This is a genomic window from Pseudomonas sp. FBCC-B1565 (genome assembly GCF_059133265.1).
Genome location: NZ_CP101438.1, coordinates 1,958,018 through 1,974,546 on the forward strand (window position 1 = coordinate 1,958,018; position 16,529 = coordinate 1,974,546).

General features: G+C 63.0%; 10 protein-coding genes. 5 read left to right on the plus strand and 5 right to left on the minus strand.

Going from position 1 to position 16,529, the window contains the following annotated elements:
• The first annotated feature begins 93 nt into the window (after positions 1-93).
• A complete protein-coding gene (gene csrA / locus NL123_RS09315) occupies positions 94-297 on the plus strand; it encodes a carbon storage regulator CsrA (protein ID WP_071492768.1) in 204 nt (67 codons plus the stop codon).
• A gap of 2 nt (positions 298-299) precedes the next feature.
• Here csrA and NL123_RS09320 read toward each other — a convergent pair whose 3' ends face one another.
• The 4 genes from NL123_RS09320 to NL123_RS09335 are packed head-to-tail and all read right to left on the minus strand — an operon-like array spanning position 300 to position 5,304.
• The gene (locus NL123_RS09320; protein ID WP_003192759.1) at positions 300-527 is read right to left on the minus strand and encodes a YheU family protein; all 228 of its coding nucleotides are present in this window, start codon (positions 525-527) and stop codon (positions 300-302) included.
• Between the two features lie 59 nt (positions 528-586).
• Positions 587-1,771: an osmoprotectant NAGGN system M42 family peptidase gene (locus NL123_RS09325; RefSeq protein WP_015885092.1), complete on the minus strand. Its 1,185-nt coding sequence runs from the start codon at positions 1,769-1,771 to the stop codon at positions 587-589.
• Positions 1,772-1,794: 23 nt separating this feature from the next.
• A complete protein-coding gene (ngg, locus tag NL123_RS09330; RefSeq protein ID WP_248483291.1) occupies positions 1,795-3,528 on the minus strand; it encodes an N-acetylglutaminylglutamine synthetase in 1,734 nt (577 codons plus the stop codon).
• A gap of 3 nt (positions 3,529-3,531) precedes the next feature.
• On the minus strand, positions 3,532-5,304 hold the full coding sequence (locus tag NL123_RS09335; RefSeq protein ID WP_494357616.1) for an N-acetylglutaminylglutamine amidotransferase: 1,773 nt from the start codon (positions 5,302-5,304) through the stop codon (positions 3,532-3,534).
• Positions 5,305-5,519: 215 nt separating this feature from the next.
• Between NL123_RS09335 and NL123_RS09340 the strand changes: the two genes are divergently transcribed.
• Positions 5,520-10,358 (plus strand): NEL-type E3 ubiquitin ligase domain-containing protein, encoded by a 4,839-nt coding sequence (locus NL123_RS09340; protein WP_494357617.1) that lies wholly within the window; start codon positions 5,520-5,522, stop codon positions 10,356-10,358.
• Here NL123_RS09340 and mnmC read toward each other — a convergent pair whose 3' ends face one another.
• Positions 10,359-12,341: a bifunctional tRNA (5-methylaminomethyl-2-thiouridine)(34)-methyltransferase MnmC2/FAD-dependent 5-carboxymethylaminomethyl-2-thiouridine(34) oxidoreductase MnmC1 gene (mnmC, locus tag NL123_RS09345; RefSeq protein ID WP_494357618.1), complete on the minus strand. Its 1,983-nt coding sequence runs from the start codon at positions 12,339-12,341 to the stop codon at positions 10,359-10,361.
• 141 nt (positions 12,342-12,482) lie between these two features.
• Between mnmC and pap the strand changes: the two genes are divergently transcribed.
• The 3 genes from pap to NL123_RS09360 all read left to right on the plus strand — a co-directional run bounded on the left by pap (position 12,483) and on the right by NL123_RS09360 (position 16,529).
• Positions 12,483-13,997: a polyphosphate:AMP phosphotransferase gene (gene pap / locus NL123_RS09350; protein ID WP_494357619.1), complete on the plus strand. Its 1,515-nt coding sequence runs from the start codon at positions 12,483-12,485 to the stop codon at positions 13,995-13,997.
• A gap of 307 nt (positions 13,998-14,304) precedes the next feature.
• Complete coding sequence (locus NL123_RS09355) at positions 14,305-15,489, plus strand: thiolase family protein (RefSeq protein WP_494357620.1); 1,185 nt, start codon at positions 14,305-14,307, stop codon at positions 15,487-15,489.
• Positions 15,490-15,572: 83 nt separating this feature from the next.
• On the plus strand, positions 15,573-16,529 hold the full coding sequence (locus tag NL123_RS09360) for a DMT family transporter (protein WP_179028367.1): 957 nt from the start codon (positions 15,573-15,575) through the stop codon (positions 16,527-16,529).

The window sequence follows — 16,529 nt, forward strand, 5'->3', positions numbered from 1 at the left end:
GTAAGTAGTGCCTGATTTCACGGCAAGCCATTGATGCGCAGCACAGCCTGCGCGCATGGTCGAGGTCCTTTCACTGTTAAAAGGACAACCGCCATGCTGGTCTTAAGCCGCGCCATAGGCGAAGTCATCTCCATCGGCGATGACATCGCCGTGCATATCCTCGAGTTGAACGGTACCCAGGTGAAACTCGGCGTTGAAGCGCCGGCCGGGGTGCATGTGCATCGCGCGGAGGTGCATCAGAAAATCCGCGATCGCCAGGACCCCAGCACCCATCCGGTGCCGGTGCCCAATCTCTGACGTCAGTCGAACAGATGCTTGGGCACGTCGTGCTTGAGCATCAACTGGCACTGCTCGCTTTCCGGGTCGAACACGATCAGCGCCTGGCCCTTGGTCAGCGCCTGACGCACGCGCAGCACGCGGGTTTCCAGGGGCGTGTCGTCGCCATTGTCGGTGCCGTCGCGGGTCACGAAGTCTTCGATCAGGCGCGTCAGCGTGTCGACTTCAAGTGCATCGTAGGGAATCAGCATACAAGCCTCGGGTGATGGATCCCGGCGATCCTACTGCGCCGGGACCGTAGTTGCCAGTCTCAGGACTTGTTGCCCACCAGGCTGTCCACCGACGGCACTCGCGTGTCGCTCTCCATCTGCGTCTCGTGCTCGATCTGGTGACTGAACCGGTCCAGGGAACCCTGTGCCGGCTGTGCATCGCTGGCGAACACGGGCGGGCTGAGAATGTAGGCGCCCAATAGACGACTCAGCGCCGCCAGGCTGTCGATATGCGTGCGTTCGTAGCCGTGGGTCGCATCGCACCCAAACGCCAGCAACGCGGTGCGGATATCGTGGCCGGCGGTGACAGCCGAGTGGGCGTCGCTGAAGTAGTAGCGGAACAGGTCGCGGCGCACCGGCAACTCGTGGTCGGACGCCAGGCGCAGCAAATGCCGCGACAGGTGATAGTCATACGGCCCGCCGGAATCCTGCATCGCCACGCTCACCGCGTGTTCGCTGGAGTGCTGGCCGGGGGCGACCGGCGCGATGTCGATGCCGACGAACTCACTGACGTCCCAGGGCAGGGCGGCCGCTGCGCCACTGCCGGTTTCCTCGGTGATGGTGAACAGCGGGTGGCAGTCGATCAGCAACGGCTCGCCGCTGTCGACGATGGCCTTGAGTGCGGCCAGCAACGCCGCGACGCCGGCTTTGTCGTCCAGGTGTCGGGCGCTGATGTGCCCGCTCTCGGTGAATTCCGGCAGTGGGTCGAAGGCGACATAGTCACCGATGCCAATGCCCAGGGAGTCGCAGTCAGCACGGGTCGCGCAGTAGGCGTCCAGGCGCAACTCCACATGGTCCCAGCTCACCGGCATTTCATCCACAGCGGTATTGAACGCATGCCCGGAGGCCATCAGCGGCAGCACGCTGCCACGGATCACGCCGTTGTCGGTAAACAGGCTGACGCGGCTGCCTTCGGCAAAGCGGCTCGACCAGCAGCCTACCGGCGCCAGGCTCAGGCGGCCGTTGTCCTTGATGGCGCGCACGGCGGCGCCGATGGTATCCAAGTGTGCCGAAACTGCACGGTCGGGGCTGTTTTTCTGGCCCTTGAGGGTGGCGCGGATGGTGCCGCGCCGGGTCATTTCAAAGGGGATGCCCAGTTCTTCCAGGCGCTCGGCGACGTAGCGCACGATGGTGTCGGTAAACCCAGTGGGGCTGGGAATGGCGAGCATTTCCAGCAGCACTTTTTGCAGGTAGTTCAGATCCGGTTCGGGGATGGTTCGGCTCATAAAGACTCCTAAGGTCGGATCGTTCAGCTATGGGGAAACAGCAAATCCACAAACTTTTCTGCGGTCGGTTGCGGTTCATGATTGGCCAGGCCGGCCCGTTCGTTGGCTTCGATAAACACGTACTCGGGTTGGTCGGCGGCGGGCACCATCAGGTCCAGGCCCACCATGGGGATGTCCAGGGCGCGGGCGGCGCGCACGGCGGCGTCCACCAGCGTGGGGTGCAGGATGGCGGTGACGTCTTCCAGGCAGCCGCCGGTGTGCAGGTTAGCGGTGCGGCGCACGGACAGGACCTGGCCACGGGGCAGGATGCTGCTGTAGTCATAGCCAGCGGCTTTCAGCGTGCGTTCGGTTTCGCCATCCAGGGGGATTTTGCTTTCACCATCGGTCGCAGCCTGGCGGCGGCGGCTCTGGGCTTCGATCAGCGCACCGATGGAATGATGACCATCACCAGTCACCTCCGCCGGGCGGCGGATCGCGGCGGCCACCACCTCGAAGCCGATCACCAGGATGCGCAGGTCCAGCCCCTGGTGGAAACTCTCCAGCAACACACGGCTGTCGAATTGCCGCGCCGCTTCAATGGCTTGCTGCACCTCCTCGATACTCTGCAAATCCACTGCCACACCCTGGCCTTGCTCGCCATCCAGCGGCTTGACCACGATGCGCTGGTGCTCATCGAGGAACTCCAGGTTGTCATCCGCGCTGCCCGCCAGTTGCTGCGCGGGCAGTTTCAATCCGGCGGCCTTCAACACCTTGTGCGTCAGGCTTTTGTCCTGGCACAGGGTCATGCTGATGGCACTGGTCAGGTCGCTCAACGACTCACGGCAACGCACACGTCGCCCGCCATGGCTCAATGTGAACAAGCCGGCATCGGCGTCATCCACCTGCACATCGATACCGCGCCGGTGGGCCTCCTCGACAATGATCCGCGCATAGGGGTTGAACCCCGCCTGCGGGCCAGGGCCGAGGAACAATGGCTGGTTGATCCCATTCTTGCGTTTGATCGCAAAGGTGGTCAGCGCGCGGAAACCGAGTTTGGCGTAAAGGTTCTTGGCCTGGCGGTTATCGTGCAGCACCGACAGGTCCAGGTAGCTCAGGCCACGGCTCATGAAATGCTCCACCAGATGGCGCACCAGCACTTCGCCCACGCCGGGTCGCGTGCATTGCGGGTCGACCGCCAGGCACCACAGGCTGCAACCGTTTTCCGGGTCATGAAACGCCTTCTGGTGATTCAGGCCCATCACGCTGCCGATCACCGCGCCGCTGTCTTCGTCTTCTGCCAGCCAGTACACCGGGCCGCCTTGATGGCGCGGTGTGAGGCGTTCGGCGTCGACCGGCAGCATGCCGCGCCCCTGGTACAGCTGATTCACCGCCAGCCAATCGGCCTCGGTCTGCACCCGTCGAATACGGAAGCCGCGAAACACCCGGGTAGCCGGGCGATAGTCGCTGAACCACAGGCGCAGCGTGTCGGAGGGGTCGAGAAACAGCTGCTGGGGATCAATCCCCAGGATCTGCTGGGGCGCCGCCACATACAACGCGATATCACGCTCACCCGGCTGCTCATGGAGCAGTTCCTGGGCCAGGCTGGCCGGGTCGGGGAAGGTATGCCCGATCAACAACCGGCCCCAGCCGCAATGCACCGCAATCGGCTCGGCGCCCAGGGGGCTGCCGTCTTCCGCCAGGCGCGCCTGCAGGCGCTCGTAGGTCGGCGCCTGGCCCTTGAGCAAGCGTTGGCTATAGGCCGCTGCGAGAGGTTTCATCAATCAGATTCCTTGTTCGCTGAGCCACAGGTTCAGCGCTGCCAGTTGCCACAGTTTGGAGCCACGCAACGGCGTCAGTTGGCCCTGCGGGTCGGTCAACAAGCGGTCCAGCGCGGCGGAGTTGAACAGGCCGCGATCCTGGCTCGGGTCGAGCAACAGTTCGCGTACCCAGTTCAAGGTATCGCCCTGCAAGTGCTTGAGGCCCGGCACCGGGAAGTAGCCTTTCTTGCGGTCGATGACTTCGCTCGGGATGACCCGGCGCGCCGCTTCCTTGAGCACTTGCTTGCCGCCGTCGGGCAGCTTGAACTTACCCGGCACGCGGGCCGAGAGCTCGACCAAGCGGTAGTCGAGAAACGGCGTGCGTGCTTCCAGGCCCCAGGCCATGGTCATGTTGTCGACACGTTTGACCGGGTCGTCCACCAGCATCACTGTGCTGTCCAGGCGCAGGGCCTTGTCCACCGCCGCATCGGCGCCGGGCATGGCGAAATGTTCGCGCACGAAGTCGCCTGCCGCGTCGTTGGCGGTCAGCCATTTGGGCGCGACAGTAGCGGCATAGTCTTCATAGCTGCGGTCAAAAAATGCATCGCGATAGGCCGCATAGGGGTCGGCAGCACCGTCCACCTGCGGGTACCAGTGGTAACCGGCGAACAGCTCATCGGCGCCCTGGCCGCTTTGCACCACCTTGCAATGCTTGGCCACTTCCCGCGACAGCAGGTAGAAAGCAATGCAGTCATGGCTGACCATCGGCTCGCTCATGGCGCGGAAGGCCGCCGGCAGTTGCTCGATGATCTCGCTTTCGGCGATGCGCAATTGATGGTGGCGCGTGCCGTAGTGCTTGGCGATCAGGTCCGAGTACTGGAACTCGTTGCCGGCTTCGCCACCGGCGTCTTCAAAGCCGATGGAGAAGGTCGACAAATCCTGTACGCCGACTTCACGCAGCAGGCCGACGAGCATGCTCGAATCGACACCACCGGAGAGCAGCACCCCCACATCCACCGCAGCACGTTGACGGATGGCCACGGCTTCGCGGGTGCTGTCGAGCACGCGGTCGGTCCAGTCTTCCAGGCTCAGGTTTTTTTCATCTTCGCGTGGGCCATAGGGCAGGGTCCACCAGGTCTTCTGCTCGGTCTTGCCGCTGGCATCGATGCGCATCCAGCTCGCGGGTGGCAGTTTTTCAATGCCCGCCAGCAAGGTGCGTGGCGCCGGTACCACGGCGTGGAAATTCAAGTAGTGGTTCAGGGCGACCGGATCGAGGATCGGGTTGATATCGCCACCCTTGAGCAGCGCCGGCAAGGCCGAGGCAAAGCGCAGGCGCTGGCCGGCGCGCGACAGGTACAACGGTTTCACGCCGAGGCGGTCGCGGGCAATGAACAGGCGCTGGGCATCGCGTTCCCAGATCGCGAAGGCAAACATGCCGTTGAGCTTGGGCAGCAGTGCCTCGCCCCAGGCGTGATACCCCTTGAGCAGCACCTCGGTGTCGCCGCCGGAATAGAAGGCGTAGCCCAGGGCTTCCAGCTCTTCTCGCAATTCCGGGAAGTTATAGATCGCGCCGTTGAACGCCAGGCTCAGGCCCAGGTGCGAATCGACCATCGGTTGGGCTGAACCGTCCGACAGGTCCATGATTTTCAGGCGCCGATGGCCCAGGGCTATCGGCCCCTGGGCATGAAAGCCCCAGGCGTCTGGGCCTCGCGGGGCCAGGTGATGGGTGATGCGTTCAATCGCTGCCAGGTCGGCAGGTTGGGCATCGAAACGTAATTCTCCAGCTAATCCGCACATAAATTCCTTACCGGTTTTTCCGTTGGGGAGCATAAAACTCAATACGCCCGACAGGGCGCGTACCCAGAAACTGACACGGGGCTATTCGTGGAGTTTTAGATCAATCGGTTATAAGCGGATGAAGGTGGTTGCAGGGCGGTAGACAGATACCCGGATGCGGCCCGGTCCAGGCTTATCGTTTGGCGTCATGTTCAGCTGGCTGAGGAAACATGCCGATGACGCAAAAACGCGATTTGAGTGAGGTCGCCGCAGGAGCGACTCAAGATGAACTGGACAGGGCATTGCTCGACATCACCGCCGACCTGGACAAGGCGCAGGTTTTGCGCAAAACCGTGCCGCACTGGTTGGTTGAAGCCGACGCTTCGACACTCACCGCCCTTGAACAGACGCATATCGACAGCAAGGTGATTCGTGAGAATGTCCGTTACCTGTTGAGCCGCCTGGAACCGCTGGATCAATACTGCGCAGAGCGCTTGACCAATTTTCTGCGGGCCAAAGGGGTGGAGTCGCCGGATGTCAGGCGAGACCTGCTGGAGTTGCCCAGGCGCAAGCTCACTGGGGTGAGCCCGGACCTGGGCGGCGGCTTGCTCCAGACCGTTACCTATACCAAGCAAAGCCTGCTGCATGCGGCGATGCAGAATTTCTCTGCAGAGCGCGCTGAGCCCGGGGGCATGTCCGTCGCAGCTGTAGTGCGCTCTGCGGCCACCAGGCAGCCGATGGTGGGGATGACGGTGCCTGAATTTGTCGGTTATTGCCGGGAGCTGGACCTGGGGGCGCTCTATCAAAAGCACATCGAAGAGGTCTTCGACCTGCCCGACCCGAAAAGCAAAGAGGAAGTCAGCTCCTACAACCAGGTTGCCGTCAGTATTGGCCTGGGCAAACTCATGGACATGCGCATGGATCTGCATATTGCCTTGTGCAAGGGGCATATCGAAGCCGGGACCTACGCACGGTTGCTCAAGCTGATCGGGTTCGACCGTCCGGCCAGTGAGCTCAAGAGCAAGCTGCCGGGCAACGGCCTGATCAATTGGCAGGGCTTGAACATCGATGGCACCTGCGTGTGGAGTGTATTGGTGTTTTCCGACAGCGCACCGGGCAGCCTGGATACCGGCCCCTTTATTGTCTACATGCCGAACGAGCCCTCCAGGCCCTGGTACGAGTATCCGACGCTGGAAGACTTCAAGGTGTATTTGTCCTTGAAGCTGCAAATCAAGAGCTACCGGACGTTTTTCGAAGGGTACGTGGATGAGGGCAACCGCCTGGATTTTTTCGACTCGTTCGACATGACGCGCAAGGTTGGCCAGCTGCGTGCCTTACCCGTCACGACCAGCCTGACCGGGTTCTTCTTTCAGGCATTTGTCGGCAAGATACAGTTGGACGCGCTGGTACTGGCGGTACCCAAGGCCCAGGTCGACCAGCAAGCCAGTGAAGAGCGCATGCAGCGCTATCTGGACCTGGGGCTGGACCTGCTGAATGTGGCGTCGTTGGTGGTGCCGGTGTTGGGGCAGTTGATGCTCGGGGTCGCCGTCGGACAGCTGTTGGGTGAAGTGTTCGAGGCCGTCGAGGACTGGCAGCACGATGAGCATACCGAGGCCCTCAAGCATCTGGTGAATGTGGCTGAAAATATCGCGGCCATGGCGTTGTTCGTGGCGGGCGGGCGGGTAGTGGGGACGTTGAAGCGCACCCTGACAACGTCTGCGCAGTTCTTCGAGAAGTTCGAAGCCGTCAACACTGCCGATCAGGGCCAGAAACTCTGGCGGCCAAGGCTCAATGCCTATCGACAGCCTGAGCCGGTCGCACGCCAGGCCGTGGCCAGTTCTCGAGGGGTGTACCAAGTCAACGGCCGCTCCTACATCCGCATGGGGGGAAACCACTATTCGGTTGCGTTCGATACCCGATTGCAGAAGTGGCGGGTCATCCATCCACGGCGTCCGCAGGCTTATCGCCCGCCGCTGGAGCACAACTTCCGTGGTGGCTGGCAGCATGTCTACGAGCGCCCCTTGCAATGGGAAGACCCCGTCTACAGCCTCAGGCGACTGGATCCAAGCCTTGACGAATTGCCCGCTGAGCCATTGTCGAACCTGGCGACCCTCACAGGAATGACCCTGCCACACCTGCAGGCGTTGGGCAGTGCCTACGAGCCGTTACCCGAGCGTTTTCATGACGCAGTGCTGCGCTATAAGCAAAACGACAGGGTTCGTGAGCTGATGGAGTACCTGGAGCGTGGTGAACGTCCCGATGCGAGTACCGCACGCGCGCAATTGTTTGCATTGCCGCTGGTGCCAGGCTGGCCCCAAGGGCGTTTTTTCGAGGTGCTGGACGAGGAGGGCGAACTGCTGGAAAGGCATCCGGAAACAGCACCTTTCGATTATGAGGACCTGAGCATCCATATCACCCGCAAGGAGTTGAGGGACGGGCGGGTCATGGACACCTTGCTGGAGCACTTGAGCGACGAGGAACGTGGCGACCTGTTGGGCAAGGGTGTGGCGGAAGACGACATGCGCAGTACGCTGGAGCGTCGTCTGCTGGACACGCTGCGTAGCCGGCATCAAGCCGTGTTCGACCATTTGTACACCTATTACGCCGGTGTTGCCCTGAACGAATTGGTGCCGTTGTGCGAGCGCTTCAAACAACTGCCGCCCCGCATGGCGTGGGAGCTGTACTCACAGGCCACATTATGGGAGCGCCGGTATTTGCGCACCACCGGCCATGTACCGCTGGTGCTTGCCCAGCGGGCGCGCGAGACGGTGGACCTGTTGGAGCAGGACCGCGCACTGATGGGCCTGTACTGGCCGGAATTGGCGGGGGACGGCACCCGACGCGTGGCCGTCGGTATGCTGCAGCAAATGCCCGGCTGGCCCCGAGACCTGGCGTTGCAGGTGCGCAGGCAAACCCTGAGCGGGGAGGTGCTGGCCGAGGCGGGCGCGTCACCAGCCGCAACGCAGAGGACCCTGGTCAGTATGCCCCAGGGGTATCAGGCATTCGATCAAAACGGCAAGGCCCTCGGGCCGGTCGCGACAGGCGCGGACGGCTTGTACACGGCGCTTTTCGATAGCCTGCTGCCACGCCAGCGCATTGCATTGAAGCTTCAGGCCGAGAACGAGGCCGCCGACCTGCGCGGCCGCCTGCGTGCTACCACGGTGCATGAGCGTGACAGGGTCGCCCGTTACCTGTGGCCGGAACGCGGGCTGCTGGACGAAGAGCCGCTGATCTGTACCGAGGCGGCGCGCGCCGAGGCAGGGCATTTCCCGGCGGCGTTGGTGCGTAAAGTCAACAAGCTCTATCCCTTGCTCAGTCCGTCGCAGGTCAACGATTTCTTGCGCGATGCGGGCCATGATCACCTGTCGCGTGCCAAGGCCGTCCAGGCGCGCGAGCAGGAGTTTGAAGCGCTGCACACGGCACTCAAACGCTGGCGTGCCGAGAAGTCTGCCAGTATCGTGCAGGCCGACCCCCTGTGGGACTATCGATTGAGCCGCCACCAGGCGGCGAAGAGCATCGAAAAGTGCTGGCGACGGATGTCGACCCTGCCCGATGAGCACGCCAGCCAGGTTCCTGGGCTGTTGCTCGATGATATGGTCATCGGCCCTCTGCCGACATTGCCCGCCCAGGTACGCTTCGATCACGTCGAGCATTTGTCGTTGCGCCGTTTGAACCTGACTGACGATGTGGCGTATTTCCTCAGCCACTTCAAGGGGCTGCGCACCCTTGAACTGGGTGAAAACCAGATGACCCGGCTACCTGAAGCCCTGTCGCACATGCCGGGCCTGGAGCGGTTGTACCTGACCAACAACAAACTCCAGCTCACCGAATACACCCGTGCCAAGCTGGCCGACCTGACGCGCCTGAAGGTGTTGAGCCTGACGGATAACCCGCTGCTGGACCCGCCGGATATCAGCCGTATGTTCGCGCTGCGTAGCCTGGTGTTGCGCAACTGCCGACTCAAGGAACTGCCCAAGGACCTGTGGCGCCTGCCTTATCTTGAACATATCAATTTGCGCGCCAATGACATCAGCGTGCTGCCAGATTGGCTGTTACGCGTGCCGCGAAACTTTGCCCAGGGTGTCAACTTGCGGCACAACCCGTTATCCGCGCAAAGCCAGCTGGCCCTGAAAAACTACCGGCAGGCGTACGGTCCGGGCATGGGGTTCCTGGAAGATGACATTGCCCGCTTGAACGAGCAGAGCGCACGCGAACTGTGGCTGGCGGACGAACGGATGGCGGGCTATGCGGCGAAGAAACTCACGTGGACGGGCCTCAAGGACGATCACCGGTCGGACGCCCTGTTCAAGTTGCTCGCGGAACTGGGCGGCACCAAAGACGCCGAGTTCGTGCGTGAGGACCTGCAGCGCCGCGTCTGGCGGGTGCTGGAGGCTGCCGCGATGAACAGCGAACTGCGTGAGGAAGTATTCGACCGGGCCGCCACGCCGATCAATTGTGACGATGCCGCCGCCGTCAACTTCAGCAGCCTGGAAGTCCTGGTGGAAATCAGCGATGCCAAGGCCCTCATCCAGGGGCGTGCGCTGACGCCCAAGCCGCTGTTGAAACTGGGTCGTGGCCTGTTTCGCCTGGAGCAGTTGGAGGCGATTGCGCGCCGTCACAGTGGCCTGCATCCTGCCGCCGATCCATTGGAGGTCAGCCTGGCGTTCCGCACAGGCCTGGTCGGCGAATTCTATTTGCCCGGCCAGCCTCGACACATGCGCTATTCGCGGCTGGGGGAGGTCACTCAGTTGGCGCTGGATGAAGCCAAGGCCGAAGTCACGCTGGCCGAGCTGTCCCCCGAGCTGATGACGTATCTCAAGAAGCTGCCGTTCTGGACCGACTACCTCAAGCGTGCCCATGCAGCTCGCTTCGAGGCCTTGAACACGCCCTATGATGAGCGCCTCAATGACATCTTCGAACAAAGCCTGGTACTGAGCGATGCCGATTACCGGAGTCGCATGCACACCGTCCTCAGTGAACGGGAGCAGGCTGAAAGCGTGCTGATCGAGCGCTTGACCGAGGACGCCATCAGAACCGAAGGGCTGGGCCCCGTGTGTGAGGCCCCGGCCGGTTGATCATTCGGCCTTGCCGGTGGTGGTGCGGATCAGCGCCCGCACGGCGAAACGGTTGGGGTGGCAGGCGTCAGCCACCGCGCGCGGCACCGGCAGCGGCTCGTTGTCCAGCCAGGCGGCGAGTAGCTCCGCAGTCAGCGGGGCGGTGATCAGCCCCCTTGAGCCGTGGCCGCTGTTGACATACAACCCGTCCAGCCACGGGCAGGCGGCGCCAGGCACTTGCCGGGCGTCCTTGCGCAGCGCGGCGTAGGCCTGGTCGAACGCCTGGCGGTCAGCCAATGGCCCGACAATCGGCAGGTAGTCCGGGCTGGTGCAGCGGAACGCGGCGCGGCCTTCCAGGGCTTCCGGCGCCAGGCTGTCGGCGCCCAGGCGCTGGGCCAGGTCTTCGGAAATGCCCTGGAGCAGCTCCAGGTTCCCGGAATGTTCAGCGGCGGTGGGCGTAAGGTCATCGCTCTTGAAGTCGAAACTGGCGCCCAGGGTGTGCTCGCCCAGGCGTGGCGGGGCGACGTAGCCTTCGGCGCACACCACCGTGGCCAGGGCCTGGCTGTAGGCGGTCTGCGGCAAACGGGTGATCTGCCCGCGAATGCGCTTGAGGGGCAGGTCGGCGAAGCGCTGGACCTCGGCGGCGCCGGCCAGGATCGCCACGCTGGCGCTGGCGAGCAGGCGCTCAGCGTCCCAGGCTTGCCACTGACCGTCGACATGCCGCAGGTCGAGCACATCGTGGTAGGGCAGCAGGGTCACGCCCGGCTGGTGTGCTTGCCATTCGCACAATGCCGGTGGGTGCACCCAGCCGCCTTCGGGGAAAAACAGCCCACCGTGCGCCAGCGCGACACCGGCGCGGGCCTGGGCCTGGTCGCGGTCGAGCAGGTGCAGCAAGTCTGGCGCGAAAGCAGCGGCCAGTTGCGCCTGGCGTTGGGCTTCCTTGGCGTCGAAGGCCAGCTGCAGCACGCCGCAACTGTCCCAGTCGACGCCGCGATGCAGGTGCTCCAGCACCCGGCGGGTGTAGCCAAACCCCGCCACGATCAACTGCGACAGGGCTGTGCCGTGGGCCGACAGTTTCAGGTACAGCACGCCCTGGGGGTTGCCGGAGGCTTCCCGCGCCACACCGTCATGGCGCTCCAGCAGGCTGACCTGCCAACCCCTGGCCGCCAGGCTGGCCGCTGTCGCGCAGCCCGCCAGGCCGGCGCCGATCACCAGTGCGTGACGCTCACCCGCAAGGGCGGGCGGCCTGGCGAACCACGGCTTGGTCGCGGCCGGTACCGGTGTGTCGGCCGGCCAACCGAGAAACTCCCCACGGAGGATCTCCCACTTGTGGCCAATGCCCGGCGTACGTTTCATCTTGAACCCGGCGGCGTTGATCAGCCGACGTACCCAGCCGGTGCTGGTAAACGTGCTGATGGTCGAGCCCGGCGCCGCCAGGCGTGCCAGCTCGGCAAACAGCTCGGCGGTCCACATATCCGGGTTTTTCGCCGGGGCGAAGCCGTCCAGGAACCAGGCGTCGATTTGCGCATCCAGTTGCGGCAGTTGCTCCAGGGCATCACCGACCAGCAGGGTCAGGGTCACGCGGCCGTTATCCAGCACCAGCCGCTGGAAGCCCTGATGGATGGCAATGTATTGCGCCAGCAGTTGTTCGGCGAAGGGGTGCAGTTCGGGCCAGAGCAGCAGGGCGCGTCGCAGGTCGGCATGGCTCAGCGGATACTTTTCCACGCTGACGAAATGCAGGCGCGCACCGGCTACCGCGTGTTGTTCGAACAGTTGCCAGGCGCAGAGGAAATTCAACCCCGTGCCGAACCCGGTCTCACCAATCACCAGCCGCCCACCGGGGGGCAGCGCGGCAAAGCGCTCCTGCAAGCGGTTCTGTTCGAGGAACACATAGCGGGTTTCTTCAAGGCCCGACTTATCGGAAAAGTACACATCGTCGAAGATTCGCGAGTGCGGGCGACCTTGGTCATCCCAGTCGAGCTGGGCGTGGGTGATGGGGTTCATGGGCGGCTCGGTAAAGACAAGGCCGCCATTCTAGCCGATCAACCGACGTTGAATTGACGCACGGCAAGCGCCGGTGGAATTTCCTCCCGCGTGTTGTTGCCCAATCCGCTAGTCTTGAGCCATCTTGAAACGGAGCTGCCCATGTTCGAATCCGCCGAAATCGGTCACGCCATCGACAAAGATACCTTTGAGGCCGAAGTGCCTGCATTGCGAGAAGCCTTGCTGGAGGTGCAGTACGAGTTGCAGCAGCAGAAGCGCTTCCCGGTGATTATCCTGATCAACGGTATCGAAGGCGCCGGCAAGGGCGAGACGGTCAAGCTGCTCAATGAATGGATGGACCCGCGCCTGATCGAAGTGCGCACCTTCGACCAGCAGACCGACGAAGAACTGGCGCGCCCGCCGGCCTGGCGCTACTGGCGCCAACTTCCTGCCAAAGGCCGCATGGGCATCTTCTTTGGCAACTGGTACAGCCAGATGCTGCAAAGCCGCGTGCATGGGCAGATCAAGGACGCCCGCCTGGACCAGGCCATCGCCGGCGCCGAACGCCTGGAAAAGATGCTCTGCGATGAAGGCGCGCTGATCTTCAAGTTCTGGTTCCACCTCTCCAAAAAGCAGATGAAAGCGCGGCTCAAGGCCCTGGCCGATGACCCCCTGCACAGCTGGCGCATCAGCCCGCTGGACTGGCAGCAATCCGAGACTTACGACAAATTCGTGCACTTCGGCGAGCGAGTGTTGCGCCGCACCAGCCGCGACTATGCGCCGTGGCATGTGATCGAAGGCGTGGACAGCAACTACCGCAGCCTCACCGTGGGCAAACTCCTGCTCGAAGGCCTGCAGAATGCGCTCAAGCTGCCCAAGGGCAAGGCCAGCGGCATGAACCCGGCGCCCTTGATCGCCTCGGTGGACAAGAAGAGCCTGTTGGACAGCCTCGACCTGTCCCAGCGCCTGGACAAGGACGATTACGAAGAACAACTGATCACCGAACAAGCACGCTTCTCCGGACTGATGCGCGACAAGCGCATGCGCAAGCACGCCTTGATCACGGTGTTCGAGGGCAACGACGCGGCGGGCAAAGGTGGGGCGATCCGCCGGGTGGCAGCGGCGTTGGACCCGCGTCAGTACCACATCGTGCCGATTGCCGCGCCCAGTGAAGACGAGCGCGCCCAGCCTTATTTATGGCGGTTCTGGCAGAAGATTCCGGCACGCGGCATGTTCACCGTGTTCGACCGCTCCTGGTATGGCCGCGTGCTGGTGGAGCGCATCGAAGGCTTCTGCACCCCTGCCGACTGGATGCGCGCCTATGGCGAGATCAATGACTTCGAAGAGCAACTGCGCGATGCCGGTGTGATCGTGGTCAAGTTCTGGCTGGCCATCGACAAGGACACGCAACTGGAGCGCTTCCAGGCCCGCGAGGAAATCCCTTTCAAACGCTTCAAGATCACCGAAGACGACTGGCGCAACCGCGACAAATGGGACGACTACCGCGCGGCGGTAGGCGATATGGTCGATCGCACCAGCACCGAGGTATCGCCCTGGACCCTGGTGGAGGCCAATGACAAGCGCTGGGCGCGGGTCAAGGTGTTGCGCACGATCAACCTGGCGCTGGAAGAGGCGTTCGCCAAGTCCGACAAGCACGACAAAAAGAAAAAGAAATAATGATGCAGCTCGTTGTGGCGAGCGGGCTTGCCCCGCGTTGGGCTGCGAAGCAGCCCTAAAACCTGCCAACTCAGTCGTGCCTGAAGAACCGCGGTGCCTGATTCGGGGCCGCTTCGCGCCCCAACGCAGGGCAAGCCTGCTCACCACAACAGGCCGACTCACCACAACAAACCGACCCACCACAACAAGCCTGCTCGCCACGGTGAGCCGGGCCGCCATGGTTTTGTATCTATGGGGTGAATGATCGTCGCGATGGCGCAGGGTGGGATCTATGCTCGATCCAACAACCACAAGATCGAGGTAGCCCATGCGTGAAGTAGTGATCGTCGACAGCGTGCGAACCGGCCTGGCCAAGTCCTTTCGCGGCAAGTTCAACCAGACCCGCCCGGATGACATGGCGGCCCATTGCGTCAACGCGCTGCTCGCCCGCAACGGCATCGACCCGGTGACGGTGGAGGATTGCATCGTCGGCGCCGGCTCCAACGAGGGCGCCCAGGGCTACAACATCGGGCGCAATGTGGCGGTGCTCTCGCAACTGGGCACCGGCGTGGCCGGCATGACCCTCAACCGCTTCTGTTCCTCGGGCTTGCAGGCGATTGCCATTGCGGCCAACCAGATTGCGTCGGGCTGCAGCGATATCATCGTCGCCGGCGGTGTCGAGTCCATCAGCCTGACCATGAAAAGCGTCAACACCGACAACCTGATCAACCCGCTGCTCAAAGAGCAGGTGCCGGGTATCTATTTTCCCATGGGCCAGACCGCCGAGATCGTCGCGCGTCGCTACAACGTCAGCCGCGAAGAACAGGACCTGTACGCCCTGCAAAGCCAGCAGCGCACCGCCCAGGCCCAGGCCGATGGGCTGTTCAACGATGAAATCGTGCCGATGGCGGTCAAGTACAAGGTCGAGGACAAGCACACCGGTGAAGTGCAGATTCTTGATGGCGTGGTTGACCGTGACGACTGCAACCGCCCGGACACTACCCTGGCGAGTCTGCAAGGTTTGAAGCCGGTGTTTGCCGAAGATGGCTCGGTGACGGCGGGCAACTCCTCGCAGCTCTCCGACGGCGCCTCGATGACCCTGGTGATGAGCCTGGAAAAAGCCCTGGCGTTGGGGCTCAAGCCCAAGGCGTTTTTCCGTGGCTTCACCGTGGCCGGTTGCGAGCCGGACGAGATGGGCATTGGCCCGGTGTTCTCGGTGCCCAAGTTGCTCCAGGCCAAGGGCTTGCAGGTGGCGGATATCGACCTGTGGGAGCTGAACGAAGCGTTCGCCTCGCAGTGCCTGTATGCGCGCAATCGCCTGGAAATCGACAATGCCAAGTACAACGTCAACGGCGGCTCGATTTCCATCGGTCATCCATTCGGCATGACCGGCTCGCGGCAGGTGGGGCACCTGGTGCGTGAGTTGCAGCGACGCAACCTGCGTTACGGCATCGTCACCATGTGCGTGGGCGGCGGCATGGGGGCCACCGGGTTGTTCGAAGCGGTGCGCTGATCGGCAAGTTAAGTGTTCGCTACACAAAGTGCATCGGGTGCCCCTAGAATGCGGCTCCACTTCCTCCGGCTTCTGGGGTACTCATGCACATCTCTTCCGGCCGCTGGGTCTATGGTTTTCTCCTGACCCTGCTGACCGCGTTCCTGTGGGGCATTCTGCCGATCAAACTCAAGCAGGTGCTGCAGGTGATGGACCCGATCACCGTCACCTGGTTTCGCCTGATCGTGGCCGGCAGTTGCCTGTTCATCTACCTGGCGCTGACCAAACGTCTGCCCAGCCGCAAGGTACTCGGCCCCAAGGGCGGCTGGCTGGTGGCGATGGCGGTGTGCGGGCTGGTGGGCAACTACGTGCTGTACCTGGTGGGCCTGAAATTGCTCAGCCCCGGCACTGCGCAATTGGTGGTACAGATGGGGCCGATCTTTTTGATGGTCGCCAGTGTGTTCGTCTTCAAGGAGCGCTTCAGCCTGGGGCAGGGGTTGGGGTTGGTGGTGCTGATCCTGGGATTCGGCCTGTTCTTCAACCAGCGCCTGGAAGAACTGCTGACCTCGCTCGGCGCCTACACCGCCGGCGTGCTGACCATCCTGCTCGCCACCACGATCTGGGTGTTCTATGCCCTCGGCCAGAAACAACTGTTGACGGTGTGGAACTCGCTGCAGGTGATGATGGTGATCTACCTGTCCTGCGCCATATTGCTTACGCCTTGGGCGCATCCGCTGGAGGCGTTGGACCTGAGCCCGCTGCAAGGCTGGCTGTTGCTCGGGTGCTGCATGAATACCCTGGTGGCCTACGGCGCCTTTGCCGAAGCGCTGGCCCATTGGGAGGCCTCACGGGTCAGTGCGACCCTGGCACTCACGCCGTTGGTGACCTTTGTGGCGGTGGCCCTGGCGGCCTGGCTGTGGCCCGACTATGTGCAGGCCGAAGAGATCAACGCCCTGGGCTATGCCGGGGCGTTGGTGGTGGTGCTGGGCTCGGCGACCGTGGCGCTGGCGCCGTCGTTGCTCGCCGGGCTCAAGGCCCGGCGGTTGCGCATGGCATCCTAG